This is a genomic window from Exiguobacterium sp. s161, from assembly GCF_018619045.1.
Lineage (GTDB): Bacteria > Bacillota > Bacilli > Exiguobacteriales > Exiguobacteriaceae > Exiguobacterium_A > Exiguobacterium_A indicum.
Genome location: NZ_JACSNH010000003.1, coordinates 199,915 through 215,725, shown reverse-complemented (window position 1 = coordinate 215,725; position 15,811 = coordinate 199,915). Strand labels below are relative to the sequence as shown.

14 protein-coding genes and 2 tRNA genes are annotated in these 15,811 nt (G+C 44.6%); 4 read left to right on the top strand and 12 right to left on the bottom strand.

Features of this window, described 5'->3' with window-relative positions:
* Positions 1-23: 23 nt before the first annotated feature.
* The 12 genes from KNQ14_RS10635 to KNQ14_RS10580 all read right to left on the bottom strand — a co-directional run bounded on the left by KNQ14_RS10635 (position 24) and on the right by KNQ14_RS10580 (position 11,940).
* Positions 24-746: a DUF4912 domain-containing protein gene (locus KNQ14_RS10635; RefSeq protein ID WP_214860979.1), complete on the bottom strand. Its 723-nt coding sequence runs from the start codon at positions 744-746 to the stop codon at positions 24-26.
* Between the two features lie 107 nt (positions 747-853).
* Positions 854-1,516: a phosphate signaling complex protein PhoU gene (gene phoU, locus KNQ14_RS10630; RefSeq protein ID WP_023467542.1), complete on the bottom strand. Its 663-nt coding sequence runs from the start codon at positions 1,514-1,516 to the stop codon at positions 854-856.
* Between the two features lie 18 nt (positions 1,517-1,534).
* The gene (pstB, locus tag KNQ14_RS10625) at positions 1,535-2,311 is read right to left on the bottom strand and encodes a phosphate ABC transporter ATP-binding protein PstB (RefSeq protein ID WP_305798065.1); all 777 of its coding nucleotides are present in this window, start codon (positions 2,309-2,311) and stop codon (positions 1,535-1,537) included.
* Positions 2,312-2,410: 99 nt separating this feature from the next.
* Positions 2,411-3,319 carry a phosphate ABC transporter permease PstA gene (gene pstA / locus KNQ14_RS10620; RefSeq protein ID WP_023467540.1) on the bottom strand — a complete coding sequence of 303 codons (909 nt, stop codon included), beginning with the start codon at positions 3,317-3,319 and terminating at the stop codon, positions 2,411-2,413.
* A 1-nt stretch (position 3,320) separates the two neighbouring features.
* Positions 3,321-4,262 (bottom strand): phosphate ABC transporter permease subunit PstC, encoded by a 942-nt coding sequence (gene pstC, locus KNQ14_RS10615; protein ID WP_058265098.1) that lies wholly within the window; start codon positions 4,260-4,262, stop codon positions 3,321-3,323.
* Between the two features lie 90 nt (positions 4,263-4,352).
* Positions 4,353-5,297 (bottom strand): PstS family phosphate ABC transporter substrate-binding protein, encoded by a 945-nt coding sequence (locus tag KNQ14_RS10610; RefSeq protein WP_214747583.1) that lies wholly within the window; start codon positions 5,295-5,297, stop codon positions 4,353-4,355.
* 225 nt (positions 5,298-5,522) lie between these two features.
* Positions 5,523-7,595 (bottom strand): peptidoglycan D,D-transpeptidase FtsI family protein, encoded by a 2,073-nt coding sequence (locus KNQ14_RS10605; RefSeq protein WP_214860976.1) that lies wholly within the window; start codon positions 7,593-7,595, stop codon positions 5,523-5,525.
* 135 nt (positions 7,596-7,730) lie between these two features.
* A complete protein-coding gene (locus KNQ14_RS10600) occupies positions 7,731-8,339 on the bottom strand; it encodes a superoxide dismutase (protein ID WP_214747577.1) in 609 nt (202 codons plus the stop codon).
* A 93-nt stretch (positions 8,340-8,432) separates the two neighbouring features.
* The gene (locus KNQ14_RS10595; protein WP_064300302.1) at positions 8,433-9,893 is read right to left on the bottom strand and encodes an alpha-amylase; all 1,461 of its coding nucleotides are present in this window, start codon (positions 9,891-9,893) and stop codon (positions 8,433-8,435) included.
* A gap of 116 nt (positions 9,894-10,009) precedes the next feature.
* A tRNA-Ile gene (locus tag KNQ14_RS10590) sits at positions 10,010-10,083 on the bottom strand.
* An 11-nt stretch (positions 10,084-10,094) separates the two neighbouring features.
* Positions 10,095-10,168: transfer RNA gene (locus KNQ14_RS10585), tRNA-Met, on the bottom strand.
* Positions 10,169-10,296: 128 nt separating this feature from the next.
* Positions 10,297-11,940 (bottom strand): Na/Pi cotransporter family protein, encoded by a 1,644-nt coding sequence (locus tag KNQ14_RS10580; protein ID WP_035398342.1) that lies wholly within the window; start codon positions 11,938-11,940, stop codon positions 10,297-10,299.
* A gap of 207 nt (positions 11,941-12,147) precedes the next feature.
* Here KNQ14_RS10580 and KNQ14_RS10575 point away from each other — a divergent pair, with 207 nt between their 5' ends.
* The 4 genes from KNQ14_RS10575 to KNQ14_RS10560 all read left to right on the top strand — a co-directional run bounded on the left by KNQ14_RS10575 (position 12,148) and on the right by KNQ14_RS10560 (position 15,757).
* On the top strand, positions 12,148-12,633 hold the full coding sequence (locus tag KNQ14_RS10575) for a hypothetical protein (RefSeq protein WP_214860975.1): 486 nt from the start codon (positions 12,148-12,150) through the stop codon (positions 12,631-12,633).
* 167 nt (positions 12,634-12,800) lie between these two features.
* Entirely contained in the window at positions 12,801-13,910 is a 1,110-nt protein-coding gene (gene ispG, locus KNQ14_RS10570) for a flavodoxin-dependent (E)-4-hydroxy-3-methylbut-2-enyl-diphosphate synthase (RefSeq protein WP_023467533.1), read from the top strand.
* A gap of 99 nt (positions 13,911-14,009) precedes the next feature.
* Positions 14,010-14,579, top strand: coding sequence for a 5' nucleotidase, NT5C type (locus tag KNQ14_RS10565; RefSeq protein WP_023467532.1), 570 nt, complete (start codon positions 14,010-14,012; stop codon positions 14,577-14,579).
* Between the two features lie 98 nt (positions 14,580-14,677).
* Positions 14,678-15,757, top strand: a complete 1,080-nt coding sequence (locus KNQ14_RS10560) for a GGDEF domain-containing protein (protein ID WP_214860974.1) — start codon at positions 14,678-14,680, stop codon at positions 15,755-15,757.
* Positions 15,758-15,811 lie beyond the last annotated feature (54 nt).

The following is a 15,811-nucleotide window of genomic DNA, read 5'->3' as shown; positions in this document are numbered from 1 at the left end:
TCCTTTCCCTCTCTCTAATTCCATTATCGGACGCGATCGAAATAGGAGTAAGGACGTAATACTTCGACCCATTCCGGTTGTTCGACCTCTCCGTATTGCCAATGATGCACGACTTCCGCGAACCGTCCGTCCGTAACTGGCTCGTCACGTGGCGTTTCGACTGGTTTTGAACGCAGTACTGGAACAAAGTCCCCGTCGATCGTTTGAATGCCCCATTCAATGATGTATGTAGTATTCGGGGCGACTGGTCGAACGAACCAAGCATTCGTCATTTCTGGTAGCTCGAATTGATACGTCCGATTTGCCTGTCCTTGTTCATATTCAACAAGCGTGACATCAATAATGCGTAATTCTTTACGGAACGAATCAAACGTCGTGTGATAGTGCGTCTCTAGCAACTGTTTCGACAGTTCAGACAATTCCCAGTAGACGTATAACGCTGTCGGTGACTGAACGATGGCGTGGAGGATGTCATCCTCGTAATGTGTCGCCATTCCAAACGCGTCGCGTTCGAGCGAAGGTACCACTTGCACAGACGGTACGACGTCTAATACCGGTGCAGTCGACTTTTTCGTCTGCTTGACCGTTTTTGATTCTACTTTCGGCGCTGCTGCAGGTTGTTCTGTTAACGATTTACGATATTTAGTCCAAGCATATTTGATTTTTCCTTCAGTCGTATCCAATTGAGCTGCGATTTGTTTTGTTGTCAGCCCTTGTTCTTTCAATTTAATGATTTGCTCAAGCATTCCCAATCACCTCTCTGTCATTATTCACTTCTTTCCTATTCTACAAACGTGTTTCGAATCCCTTTGCAAAAAAAGTAGGCAGAGGAAATTCCTCCTGCCTACTTGATTCATCCGTTTAAATCATAATGTTTTCCTTTTTCGAGATAGATCAGATGCTCCCCGACGTTCGTCAAGTGATCACCCATCCGCTCGATGTAGCGGCAAATGTTCGTGAATTGCATCACTTCATCGACAACAATCGGCTGAAGTGACATATGACGCATGTACTGGCGAAGTGCCTTATATGTCGTCTCATCAATGACGTTATCGAGATCAGACAAGGCTTTTGCTTTCTCGACATCTCCGTCACGATAGGCGACGATCGCAGTTTCCGTCATATCCAGTAATGTCTCGAATGCTTCCTTCAACAAAGAGATATCGATGACATACGGGAATGTTTCAACACGAAGAACCGCTTTTGAGATATTCCCCGCATAATCTGCAATCCGTTCGAGATCCGACGAAATTTTCATCGCGGTGATGATTCGTCGTAAATCCGTCGCAACGGGTTGTTGCTTCGCGATTAATAAAATAGCATCATCGTTGATTTCAAGTTCAAGATCATCGAGTTCATTATCGTTTTCAATGACACTACGCGCGATATCTTGATCATATTTTTCGAGTGCTTCAGCCGTTGTTGCGATCTGTTGCATCGTCTTGCGAGCCAGTAAAAAGACCTTTTGATCGAGTATTGCCAAATTTTCTCCAAAAATCGTACGGTTCGCTGCCATTCGTCTCGTCTCCCCTTCTTATCCGAATCGTCCTGAAATGTAATCTTCCGTCCGTTTGTCACTCGGATTTCCAAAGATCCGGTCTGTTTGATCGAACTCGACGACTTCACCATTCAAGAAGAACGCTGTTTTGTCCGAAACACGTGCAGCCTGTTGCATGTTGTGTGTCACGATGATGATCGAGTAGTCTGATTTTAATTCTTGGACGAGTTCTTCTACTTTTAATGTAGAAATCGGGTCAAGTGCCGATGTCGGCTCATCCATCAAGATGACATCCGGCTCGATTGCAAGGCAACGTGCGATACAAAGACGTTGTTGCTGACCACCAGAAAGACCGTAGGCATTTTCGTTCAAACGATCTTTGACTTCATCCCAGATCGCCGCACGGCGTAAACTGCGTTCGACGATCTCGTCGAGGATTTTTTTGTTTTTAACACCGTGGACACGGGGACCGTAAGCGATGTTATCATAAATTGATTTTGGGAATGGATTCGGTTGCTGGAAGACCATTCCGACCGATGTCCGTAATTCTTCGACACCGTATTCTTTATCAAAGATATTACGTCCGTGATACTCGATTACACCATTCGTCCGTACGATCGGAACGAGTTCGACCATTCGATTCAATGTTTTGATGAATGTCGACTTCCCGCAGCCAGACGGTCCAATGATTGCCGTGACTTCATTTTTCTTAATGTCGAGATTGACATCTTTTAACGCATGATCGTCACCGTACCATAAGTTTAAGTCTTTGACGTTATAGACGCTCTCACGTGCTGCTACTGGTTGGTTCATACGCTCTGTCCCTTCTGTAACGACTGATTTCGTATTCAGCTTCGTATCCATCATCTGTCTTCCTCCTTAAAAGAAATCCCTTCTATCTATCTCGTTCGATTAATAACGTTTTGAGAAACGGTTCCGGATCCAGATCGCAAGTGAGTTCATCGTCAAGAGAATGACCATTAAGACGATGATACCTGCCGCTGCAAGTCCTTGGAAGTCCGCTTGCGGACGACTTGTCCAGTTGTAGATTTGAATCGGTAATGCTGTGAATTCTGAGAAAATGCTTTCAGGCGCACGAGCAATGAAAATCGCAGCTCCGACCATGATGAGTGGTGCTGTCTCACCAATCGCTCGAGATACAGCCAAGATGATCCCAGTAATGACACCCGGAAGTGATGCCGGAAGAACGACTTTGAACGTCGTTTGCCATTTTGACGCACCGAGTGCAAGTGATGCATGACGCATCGCTTGTGGAACGGCACGGATTGCCTCTTGGGACGAGACGATGACGACCGGAAGACTCATCAACGCGAGTGTCAATGCTCCTGCAATCAATGTTGAACCGAAGCCCATGTTACGTACGAAGAACGTCAAACCAAGTAAACCGAAGACGATCGATGGTACACCTGCAAGGTTTGAGATGTTGACTTCGATGAATGAAGTCATCCGACTCTTCTTCGCGTACTCTTCTAGGTAAATCGCTGCCCCGACACCAATGATGAAAATCATCGGGATGATGAGGAGCATCAAGAAGATGGAGCCCATTAACGCCGGATAGATCCCGGCACGTTCCGAACGGCGTGATGGTGCATTTTGTAGAAACTCAAGTGATAACCATGACGCACCGTCACGGATGACGCCGAACAAGAGAATACCTAAGACGACGAGACCGAAGAACAGTCCAGCAAGGAAAATGACTTTTGTGACGTTGTTGACGATGAGTCGCTGGCTAATGGATTTCTTCACCGCGACAGGATCAATGAATTTTTTTGAGACAGGTTGCTTTTCTGGTAAGGCCATCTTAGTACTCCTCTCTGAAGCGGCGTGTGATCCAGTTCGCAAGTAAGTTCATCACTAATGTGAAGACGAACAAGAGCGTACCAACCGCATAGATACTGTAATATTCGACAGTTCCAAATCCAGCATCACCTAAGGCAACCTGAACGATGTAAGCTGTCATCGTTTGAACTGGTTCGAGTGGATCAACAGCAGCTGTTGGATTCGAACCACCAGCGATTGTAACGATCATCGTCTCACCGATCGCACGAGACATCCCGAGTACGATCGACGCAATGATACCTGATAAAGCAGCTGGAACGACGACTTTCAAAGCGACTTCAAGACGTGTCGAACCTAGCGCAAGCGCACCATCACGAATTTTTTTCGGGACAGAGCTCATCGCATCCTCAGAAATCGAAGCGATCATTGGAATGATCATGATCCCGACGACAATCCCTGGGCTAAGCGCATTGTAAATTTGAATTCCTGGAATCAATTTTACGAGTACTGGTGTGACGAACGTCAACGCGAAGAATCCGAAAACGATTGTCGGAACACCAGCTAAGACTTCAAGAATTGGTTTTAAGATACGGCGTGCGCGGTCTGACGCGTACTCACTTAAATAAATCGCTGATGTGAGACCGATCGGCACGGCAACTAGCATCGCAATCACGGTAATCTCAAGCGTCCCGACGACAAGCGGCCAAATTCCATACTCTGGTTGTGAGTTGAGTGGATACCAGCTCGTACTGCCGAAGAATTCCTTGAACGGAACGACTTCGAAGAAGTGCTCTGTTTCAATGACTAACGTGAGAATGATGCCGATGGTCGTAACGACCGAGACGAACGCACAAAGGAATAACACGATCGGCATGACGCGTTCCATGACGTTTTTCATACTGTATTTTTGTTGTCGGTTCTGTTGAATCAGCTCGCGAACCGATTTATTTTGTGTTGAACTCATCCTTCTTCACTCCCTACTCCTTCTTGACATGAGAACGGGACCCAACCGGTACAGACTTCCCCGGTTGGGCCATCCTCATGACTCGATGATTTATTTCATTGCGTCTTCAATTGCTTTTGCGTTTTCATCATAACGATCTTGTGGCATTTTAATGTATCCAACTTCTTCAGCGAGATCACCAGCGTTTTCGTTCGTGAACTGAACGAAATCAGCGACTTGTTTTTTATCTTTCATTGATTTGTTGTTGACATACGTGTAAATTTCACGTGAAAGCGGGTAAGATAAATCTTTGATCGTTTCAGGTGTTGGATCAACTGCGTCTTTTCCTTCAGCTGAAAGTGGTACTTCCTTCAACTTATCTTTATTCTCTGCGTAGTACGCGTAACCGAAGTAGCCGATTGCGCCTTTCGTTCCTTCAACACCTTTGACGAGAACGTTATCGTCTTCTGATAATTGAACATCTTTACGCATATCTTTTTTCTCAAGTACTTTTTCAGAGAAGAAGTCGAATGTTCCTGAATCTTTCCCTGGGCTGAAGAATTTCAATGGTTCAGCTGGGTAAGAAGAATCGACATCTTTCCATGTTTTGACGTTAGGATCGAGCCAGATTTTCTCGAGTTGCTCCATTGAGAGTTCTTTTACCCATGTATTTTCTTTGCTGACTGCGACAGTCAAACCATCATATGCGAGTGAAAGTTTTGTATATTCAATGTTGTTCTTTTTCGCTTCAGCTGCTTCTTCTTCTTTAATTTCACGCGATGCGTTTGAAAGATCTGTTTCCCCAACGACGAAGCGTTTGAATCCACCGCCTGTACCAGAGACACCGACTGTGACATCTACGTCAGGTTGTTCCATCGAATATTCTTCACCGACAGCTTCCATGATCGGGAAGACTGTAGAAGAACCGTCGATTGCGATTTTTCCTTTTAAATCAGATGAACTAGCAGAACCGCCTTTATCGTTACCACATGCTGCCCCCACTACTGCGATTGATGCTACCGTTGTGATGAGTGCTGTTTTTTTCATCCAAGACATGATTAATTTTCCTCCTCGAAAGTATGTCGCTGACGATGTCACGACTTTTTATCCGTTTTCCTTACAAGACTTATACTACGGATGAACTATTAAAACGAAATGAATCCAACGTAAAAGAATTGTAAAGGCGTGTTTTTTAGTGTTTACAATTCGAAATCCATTAGAAAAAAAGGTCAATACAAACAAAAAAACGAGAGTGATTGCTCACTCTCGCTTTATTTCTAGTTAATTTGGCTTAGTTTGCCATGGGACGTCCTTCACATTGAAATACGCTTTGACAAGATCATGACCGATTTTTGAGTTGACGGTTTCTTGTTCCATATAAGGAAGGAACACGGCCCATGCCATCTCTGGATTATCATACGGTGCCCAGCCGACAAGGTTCGAGTTCAATGAACGAACCGGTTGACCACTGCCGTCACGTAAGGCAATTCCATCATCACCATAGACACTGACCTGCGCTGTACCTGTTTTCGCAGCTGCATCAATACCGGTTTGGGCAATGATTTTTGCTGTACCACGCTCTCCCTTGACAACACGATGTAATCCTTCACGGACATGATCGATGTTATCTTGACTGACCTCAATCCGATTCAGGTAATTCGTCTTGAAGCTATAATCCACTTGTTTCGTTCCTTTTTCAATCGAATTCGACGCGAGAACTTCTTTTAAAAAGTGAGGTTGAACACGATAGCCACCGTTGGCAAGTGTTGAAATATACTGTGCAACTTGTAGCGGCGTAAAGGCATCATACTGTCCGATGACTCGGTCCATCAGTAACGTGACACGGTCCGGTGTCCCTTGAACTCCTTTCGCTTCGTAAGGTAAATCGACACCGGTCGTCACTCCGAGCCCGAACTGACTGTAGTAATTCTGCATGATCGCAGCCGCTGCATCTACACTTGCTCCAGCGATACCATTACTATGATATTTCGCCATCCGCATCGCAATATTGAACATATAAACGTTTGATGAACGCTCAAGTGCCGTCAAATCCGTGATTGCTCCCATGTTGACGTACGATGCTTTTTTCGTACCACCAATCGTGATCGGAGCATCATTGATGACTTCGTTTTGACGGATGACGCCCTCCTCGAGCCCCATCGCAACCGTTGCACCTTTGATCGTCGAACCGATTTGAAGCGACGTTAAGACGTTATTGATTGCGACATCTGAGAACTTACCGGTTGCTGGATCCAACTTTTGACCAGACATCGCAAGAATCTCACCTGTCTGTGGATTCATGACGACGGCGTAACCTTCTTTTAGATAACGACTACCCATGCCACGTCCCATTTTAATGGCTTGTTGCATGATTTGGTCGACTTGTTTGTTGTATTCCGCATCCACGGTCAGAACGAGATCTTTACCGGACTCGCCTTCCTCGCGTTTTGGATCACCGACCGGCTCTCCGTTAAACGTCTCATACACATCGTATGCGGGTTTCCCTCGCAGTAGATCTTCATACTGTTGTTCAAGGAATGATGTTCCGACACGGTCATTCAAGCTGTAGCCTTTTGCTTTGAACTCCGCTTGTTGTTCTGCTGGAATCTTCGAATACTTCCCGAAGATATTCCGAAGTGTTCCTTCATATGGATAAGATCGCTCGTAGAACGGTTCCACCGATACACCCTTTAAATCTTCTAGATTTTCATCGATGATTGCCATCTCTTTTGCGGAAGCACCGAGTTTGACGAGTTGTGGATCAAGCGCGTAACCGACTTCCATGTTGTGTTTGATCGCAATGACTTCCATTGTTTGATCGTCATAATCAATATCGTCTTTCGTAATCGCATCTAATCGGATTTGATCCTGTTCTGCGATTGATAGTTTACTTTGTGCTTCTGCTGAAGGATATTTCTGTTTGACGGCTTCTTGATAACGACGATCAGACTCTTTCGTGTTCGTCGCGATCCAGAAATCCTTAATATCACGTTCTGTGACTTTCCAATCTTTTTTCGGTAGATCAATGATTGCCGCAAGACGCTGTGCAATCTCAATGCGTTCATCGACTTTCGTCGTTTGTGCGCGACGGTAGACGATGGAGTATTTAGAAATCGTATCAACCAAAAGACGACCATCCCGGTCATAAATCTTTCCGCGTGGCACTTCATATTTTGATGCGATCATTTCTGTTTTTTGAACTTCCCGCGAAATTTTCTCACCATTGACGATTTGCACGACTCCTAAACGGAAAATCAAAATCGCAAACAATAAAAAAACGACGAAGAACATTAAATTCAGACGAAGCGGCAGATGATTACGCCGTCTTCCTCGTACGGTGATTCGTTTAGCCATGGCGTACTCCCCTATCGTTCAAAAGTCATCTTGTTTCATTATATAGAAGGAAACTTTCCATAACAACCTATCCCATCATTTTCCGCATTAAAAAAAGCGTATCGTTCACAATTGAACGATACGCTCGTTTTCACATTACTTCGCGTCAGCGTAAAGCTTCGCTACGTGATCCCAATCAACGACGTTGAAGAACGCATTGATGTAATCAGGACGACGGTTTTGGTAGTTGAGATAGTATGCATGTTCCCAAACATCAAGACCGAGGATTGGTGTTTTGCCTTCCATGACTGGTGTATCTTGGTTCGGTGTCGAAACGACTGCCAATTTTCCACCATCAACGATTAACCAAGCCCAACCTGAACCAAAACGAGTTGTTGCTGCTTTCGCGAATGCATCTTTGAATGCATCGAATGATCCGAATGCTTCGTCGATCGCTACCGCGAGTTCCCCTGTTGGAGCAGCACCATCGTTCTTCTTCAACAGTTTCCAGAAGAATGAGTGGTTCCAGTGACCGCCACCGTTGTTACGGACTGCAGTTTGAATGTTTGCTGGGAGAGCATCCAAGTTTTGAAGAAGTTCTTCAAGTGACTTTCCTTCATGTTCTGTACCCTCAAGCGCCGCATTCACGTTCGTGACATACGTGTTGTGGTGTTTCGTGTGGTGAATCTCCATCGTACGAGCATCGATATGTGGCTCAAGCGCATCATAAGCGTAGCCGAGTTCTGGTAATTCAAATTTTGACATGTTCATGTCCCCCTTTGTACTATTTTCGAAAACTTCAATACCCTTTAAGACTAGCAAAAGAACCTGTGTTGACGCAAGTCAAGACCCTCGGATTTACTCGACTTCTCGTGGAGCAAAAACTGAGACACCACCACCCGGAACCGGGAAGACACCAAATCCTTCATCGTCGATCACGACAGGATGATCTTGATGGTTCGTATAGTCGAACCATTCTTGACCCGCACGCTCAACGCCTACGAACATTCGTTTTTCACACATGTCGGCATTCGACAATAAGACCGCACAGCCAGAGTTCTCAATTTCCTCCACTCCTCGGCGAACCCAACCGACACAATGTGGGTCATCGAGATAATCTTCTTGTTCACCGTACGCTTTGTGATATCGTGCATAGAGTAAGGCATCGATCATTTCTTTTTTTCCTTCTACCGGATGCGGTCCTTGTACACCATAATAGTCACCGTAGAAGACACATGGATAACCGTCTTTACGAAGTAAAATCGCTGCGTAAGCATGTTGTTTGAACCAGTCATCTACCCACGACTCAAGCGATTCACCTGGTTGGGAATCGTGATTGTCGACGAACGTGACGGCATTCGTCGGGTGTGATTCGACAAGGGTATCTGCAAACAACGTCGTCATATCAAAGTCCTGTCCCTGCTTCGAAGCTTCATGGAACTTATAATGAAGCGGAACATCGAACAAATCGATCGTATAGTCGACGCTATCGAGGAAATGACGACAATCATCGAGATCTGATTTCCAGAACTCACCGACCATATAGAAGTCACCTTCACTTTTTTCAATCATTGATTTTGCGAATTCATGAACGAATTCATAGTTGATATGTTTGATGGCATCGAGTCGGAAACCTTGGCAATCAATTGTTTCTTGGAACCAGTGCCCCCAACGGATCATCTCCTCACGTACTTCCGGGTGATTATAATCGATGTTCGCGAACATCAAATAGTCATAGTTTCCGAATTCATCATCGACTTGATCATTCCAATCTTTATTTTTACCGGAAATTTTAAAGACACCCGTCTTTTCTTCACGGGCATCAAAATCCGTTCCATTGAAAAATTCATGTGTCCAGATGAAATCTGAATATTTTCCGTTACGTCCCGGGAACGTAAACTTCGTCCAAGCTTCGATTTCAAACTCTTCTGAAATTTCTTTCGAACGATCTTCCGGATGGACTTCGACGACATTGATCGTCTCGAGTTCATCGGCTGCTGCTTTATGGTTCATGACGACATCCGCGTAAACAGCGATATCGTTCTCACGAGCAACCTGGATCGCTTCGACGAGTTCATCTTTCGTACCGTATTTCGTACGGACCGTTCCTTTTTGATCAAATTCGCCTAAATCATAGACGTCATAGATGCCATATCCTGTATCTTCATCCGATTGACCTTTTGACGCCGGTGGAATCCACACGGACGTGATGCCGGCAGCACGTAATTCAGGCGCCCGCTCTTTCAAGCGTTGCCAGTGCTTCCCATCATTCTCTACATGCCACTCAAAAAACTGCATCATCGTATGGTTACGTTCCATCTCTCTTCGCTCTCCCTTAGTTACTATAGTATGAATATTATTACAATATCTTTACTATTCCCCGGGGGAACAAAAATAAACGCTCCTCGTTTTTCAACGAGAAGCGTTCTACTGAATGGACCCTGCAGGGCTCGAACCTGCGACCGGACGGTTATGAGCCGTCTGCTCTGACCAGCTGAGCTAAGGGTCCTTAAGTAATAGTAGCGGCGGAGGGAGTCGAACCCACGACCTCACGGGTATGAACCGTACGCTCTAGCCAGCTGAGCTACACCGCCATGATGTATGTTTCTTACTCTTACTAGATTACGAGATGTGGCGAAACTTGTCAATATGCTATTTCAAAAAAATAAACAGCTGATTTCATTTTTTTGAAATCAGCTGTCATAAGAAAATCGTATTTCACTTAGTTCGTTAATGCCGTCCGCTGTTCAAGGACGAGATCCGTGATGTTGACAGCGTGATCGCCAATTCGTTCGAGGTTCGACAAGAGATCGACGAAAATCATCCCTGCTTGTCCCGTACATTCGCCAGCGTTCACGCGAAGGACATGATGCTTCCGGAATGAACGTTCGAGCGCATCGAGTTTTCCTTCGAGTTCCAGAACCTTACGAGCTCGTGTAACATCGTCCTCTTCGACAGCGCGAACAGCACAATCGACGATTTCTTGCGTTAAGGCATACATGTCATCAAGTTCTTGCTTCGCTGATGATGTGAACTGAATCCGGTTGACGATTTGGAAGTCAACCAATTCGACGATGTTTTCAACGTGGTCACCAATCCGTTCAAAATCATTGACGGCATGCATCAGTAACGAGTGCTCATTTGATTCACGTTCTGATAAATCGTGTGCCGCTACTTTAACGAGATAACTCGTGACTTCTGTATTTAAATGGTTGATCGCATATTCAATCTGTTGTGATTCCGATACATCTTTCTTATCATGCGATTGTGTGTAACGCTGTGCTTTTGCAAGTGCGTCTTTCGAGAATTCACCCATACGCAATACTTCGAGCTTTGCTTGGTTTAATGCGAGTGCTGAAGATTGGTTCAAGATATTTTGATCCAGATGACGCGGTTTTGAATCAATCGTCGTATCCGTACCCGGTACGATTTTTTGTACAAGCCATGCGATTTGCGCAATGAACCAACACTGAATCAACGTATTGACGACGTTGAATGTTCCATGTGCAAAGGCGATTTGCATCTTTGGACCTAAATCAAGCGCGCCCGTGATCCAAGTAATGAAATTCGAGAAAATCGGTAAAGCAATCAAGAATAAAATCGTCCCGATAATGTTGAAGATGACGTGTGCCGCTGCTGTTCGTTTAGCTGCGATCGACGCACCAAGTGCTGCGAGTACTGCTGTGATCGTCGTTCCGATGTTATCACCGAACAAGACGGGAAGTGCCGCTTTGATATCGATCATGCCACCAGCGTATAGCTCTTGTAAGATACCGATCGTTGCTGACGACGACTGAACAAGAACGGTAAAGATCGTTCCGACGAATACACCAAGCAATGGGTTATCCGACATCGAGACCGTCAACTCACGGAACCAGACACTTGACTCGAGTGGAGCCATTCCGTCGCCCATCAATGTGAGACCATAGAATAATGCACCGAAGCCAAAGAAAATCTGTCCGATGTATTGAACCCGTTCTTTATTGAAGAAGAAGATCAAGAAAGCACCAATGGCGATTGCCGGAAGCGCAGCTTCCTTGACGTTGAAGCCAATGATGAAGGCCGTGATCGTTGTTCCAATGTTTGCCCCCATGACGACACCGATCGCTTGTCGTAAATTCATCAGGCCTGCACTAACGAGTCCGACAACGATGACGGTCGTCCCTGACGACGACTGAATCAATATCGTGACGACAATACCTGCTAAGATACCTAATAGTGGATTCGTCGTATATTTATCGAGGATATAACGTAATCGGTCCCCTGCTGTTTTTTGGAGCCCATCTCCCATATACTTAATACCGAATAGGAAAATCCCAAGTCCACCGATGAAGGTGAAAATCATTTCCTGCAAATCATAATTCATCTTGCCAGCTCCTTTATTTGATGTGGATTGATGTGTTTGTAAAGTTTATTTTTTCGACTCCCCTATTATGTAAAGGTCTAATGAACTTGTAAACAGTTTTTACTATATCCGTTTGTTAAGGTTTTATTAATCTGTATCACTACACAAAATTCATTTATTACCAACAAAAATCAAACTATTAAAATCTGTTATAAAACAGTAGAAAGAGTGATTCACTTGTCATTTTTACGTCAACTGATTAATTACTTACAAACTTCCTTAATTCCAAATCGTCCGTTTTTGCGTCTTCGTTTGGCAGATGTTTCCCTTTATTTTTGTGGATTAGCTTGGATTTCATTTTGGACGACGGTTATTGATTCCTTCTTTTTACAAAAAAACATCCCGATCGTCGTCTGGTTCATCCTTCATTTCATCTTTATCGCAATCGCTGTATTACTTTACGTATTAATTATGGCGTATATAACGAAAGGGTTTGTCCGATTGTTACTTCCCCGTCCGTGGGCGTATCGCCAAACGTTTCCTTACACAGTCGCAACGAATCTCTGGTCTTTCCCAATCGGTATGCTTCTATACCAACTCGATTATCCTCGCTTCGGAATCGGGATACTCGTAATCGGACATTTCATCTACACATTAGTTCCATTATGGATCGCCCGTTCCTCGAAGCCACGTTCTTCACGTAAACCTCAATGAGTATTAAAATCAGGCGTCCGACGGATTGACGGACGCCCTTCTTTCATTAAACAATTGTAAATGTTCGATTTTCGTTCTTGTTTCTCGATTTTTAGGGAATAGTTCGATATGATAGAAAAGGTAAACATAAACAATATGGCGGTATGCCACAAAAGGAGATTTTCGATATGCCGAAAATGGTCCATCGCTCTAAGACTCGTCCTGTTCGTGTAGGGGACCTTGTCATTGGTGGAAATAATGAAGTCATCATTCAAAGTATGACGACAACTAAAACACACGACGTCGAAGCGACAGTCGCTGAAATCCTACGCCTTGAAGAAGCTGGTTGCCAAATCGTCCGCGTCGCTTGTCCAGAAGAACGTGATGCGCTCGCACTTGCAGAAATCAAAAGCCGAATCAACATTCCGCTTGTCGTAGACATCCACTTCAACTATAAACTTGCGCTCATGGCAATCGAAGCTGGCGTTGATAAAATCCGGATCAACCCGGGTAACATCGGTCGCCGCGAAAAGGTCGAAGCTGTCGTTACAGCTGCAAAAGCGAAAAACATCCCAATCCGGATCGGGGTAAACGCCGGTTCACTTGAAAAGCACATTCTTGAAAAATACGGCTACCCGACAGCACGTGGTATGGTCGAGAGTGCGTTGCACCACATCAAGATTCTTGAAGATCTCGACTTCCATGACATCATCGTCTCGCTTAAGGCATCAGACGTACAGTTGGCGCTTGAAGCGTATCAACTTGCTTCTGAATCGTTCGACTATCCACTTCACGTCGGGATCACGGAATCAGGACCACTTCGTTCTGGTTCATTAAAATCAGCAGCGGGACTTGGCGCGATCTTGTCACGCGGAATCGGAAACACGGTTCGTGTATCTCTTTCAGCGGACCCTGTCGAAGAAGTAAAAGTCGCAAAAGAAGTCTTGAAATCATTTGGTCTCGCGGCGAACGCGGCGACATTGATCTCATGCCCTACATGTGGTCGGATCGAAATCGATTTAATGTCGATCGCTGCAGAAATCGAAGACTATATCGAAAACATCCAAGCGAACATCAAAGTTGCGGTTCTCGGATGTGCGGTCAACGGTCCTGGTGAAGCACGTGAAGCTGATATCGGTATCGCTGGTGCACGTAACGAAGGATTATTGTTCCGTCACGGAGAAATCATCCGTAAAGTACCGGAAGCAACGATGGTCGAAGAATTGAAGAAAGAGATCGATGCAATCGTTCTCGAGAAACAGGCTGAAAAAGAAGCCGAGAAAGCAAATCACGCATAAGTGGAAGACTCCTCCCTCGCGAGGAGTCTTTTTTCCTATCTCGATTTCGACTATGTTATACTAAGTGAAGAAAAATTTTTAGAACGTGGGTGACTGTAAATGAAAATTGGAATCGACATTGATGGAACGATCACACATCCATCCTCTTGCTTCACTTACATGAATAAACATCTCGGAACGTCGATTGACTTCAATCAGGCGTCCGAGTATGAATTGCATACGTATACCGATATGAATCAAATCGAATTTTGGGACTACATGGTGAACTCTGGTCACGAGACAGGCATTTATCGTGAATCCATCCCTCAAGAACATGTTCGTCATCACTTATGGAATTTGCGGAAGCAATATGATCTCCATTACGTAACAGCACGATCGGAGCTCGTTCGTCCTGTAACAGAAGAGTGGATCAAACAACACGAACTTCCTCTTGATTCCTTGATCATGACGGGATCACACGACAAAGTACAAGTCGTCCGTGATTTATCACTCGATTTATTCATGGAAGATCGATTAGAGAATGCTGTACAAATCGCAGAAGACACCTCTATTCCTGTAATCTTGTTCGATGCACCTTATAACCGTAAAGCCGTACCGAATAATGTCATTCGTGTCGCTTCCTGGAATGAGGCCGTTCAAGAGATTCAAAAATTTGCACCAATTCGTTAAAACAGCCGATTAGGCTGTTTTTTCCATTTTCTATGCCATTATCCGATGAGATAGCATACAATGGCATTAGATTTAGGTTTTCTAATAGAAAGGGTTTCATGATGCTTACGACAGTGAATATCTTTTTCGTCAATATCTGTATTATCTTTCTTGTCTCTACATTCACTTTTTATCTGTTGCGTGATCGCTTACCGATTCAACCAGACTCGATGATGTCCACTCGCCTGTATTTCGGACTCTCGAATGGAGTAACAGGAATTCTCCTTATGCACCACGCCATCGATTTAAATGGGGCACTGATCGATTTACGATTGTTACCTCTCGCTTTATCCGCCCTATTTGGCGGTAACGTCAGTATCGCAGTGACAGGAACGATGCTTCTATTTTATCGGTTCTTGATTCATGACGGCGCTTCACTGAATGTTCTACTTAGTTCTGTCATCACACTACTTGGTTTTTTAATTCTTTCGTTTATTTGTCGCCGATTTATCACACGACAAGGGTACTTCTTTTCCGCCATCGTCACGGTCGGTTCATTACTTGTTCTTTGGCGACTGATCATAAGCAATTCTCCTGTCGATGCATGGGAAACGATCTATATTCCCTATTTTATCCTAACGATTGGTGGAGCGATTTTGTTTTATCGGTTATCCTCGCTCCTTCAACAGCACTTTGTTCTGTACTCCTATCAATCCTACCTCGCATCGACCGATCAGTTGACACGGCTTGCGAATCGACATGTCATTTTAGAAAAAGTAACGACGCTCGAAAAAAGTAACGCCTCTTGGAGTGTGATTCTATTCGATTTGGATCATTTCAAGACTGTGAACGATACACACGGTCACGCCATCGGTGACGCCGTCTTACGCCATTTTTCGATTATATTGAATGAATATTGTCCTGTACCAGTCACGGTCGGCCGATATGGAGGTGAAGAATTCATCATCATCATTCCGGATAGCGAACAATATACTCCTGTTATCATAGCGGAAACGATCGTAACAGCCGTTCAGCAAACACCGTTCGTGATGCAGGATCATGCCGTATCAATCACCGTATCCGCTGGAATTGCTTACGCTCATCATCTGCCTGCTGAAATGGTCTTTAAGCAAGCAGATGCCGCTTTATATGAGGCAAAAACGCAAGGTCGAAATCAATATCGACTGTACCAATCATAAGTATTGTATGAAAAAGCCACTTCTCTCCGAAAAATTCGGACTGAAGTGGCTTTT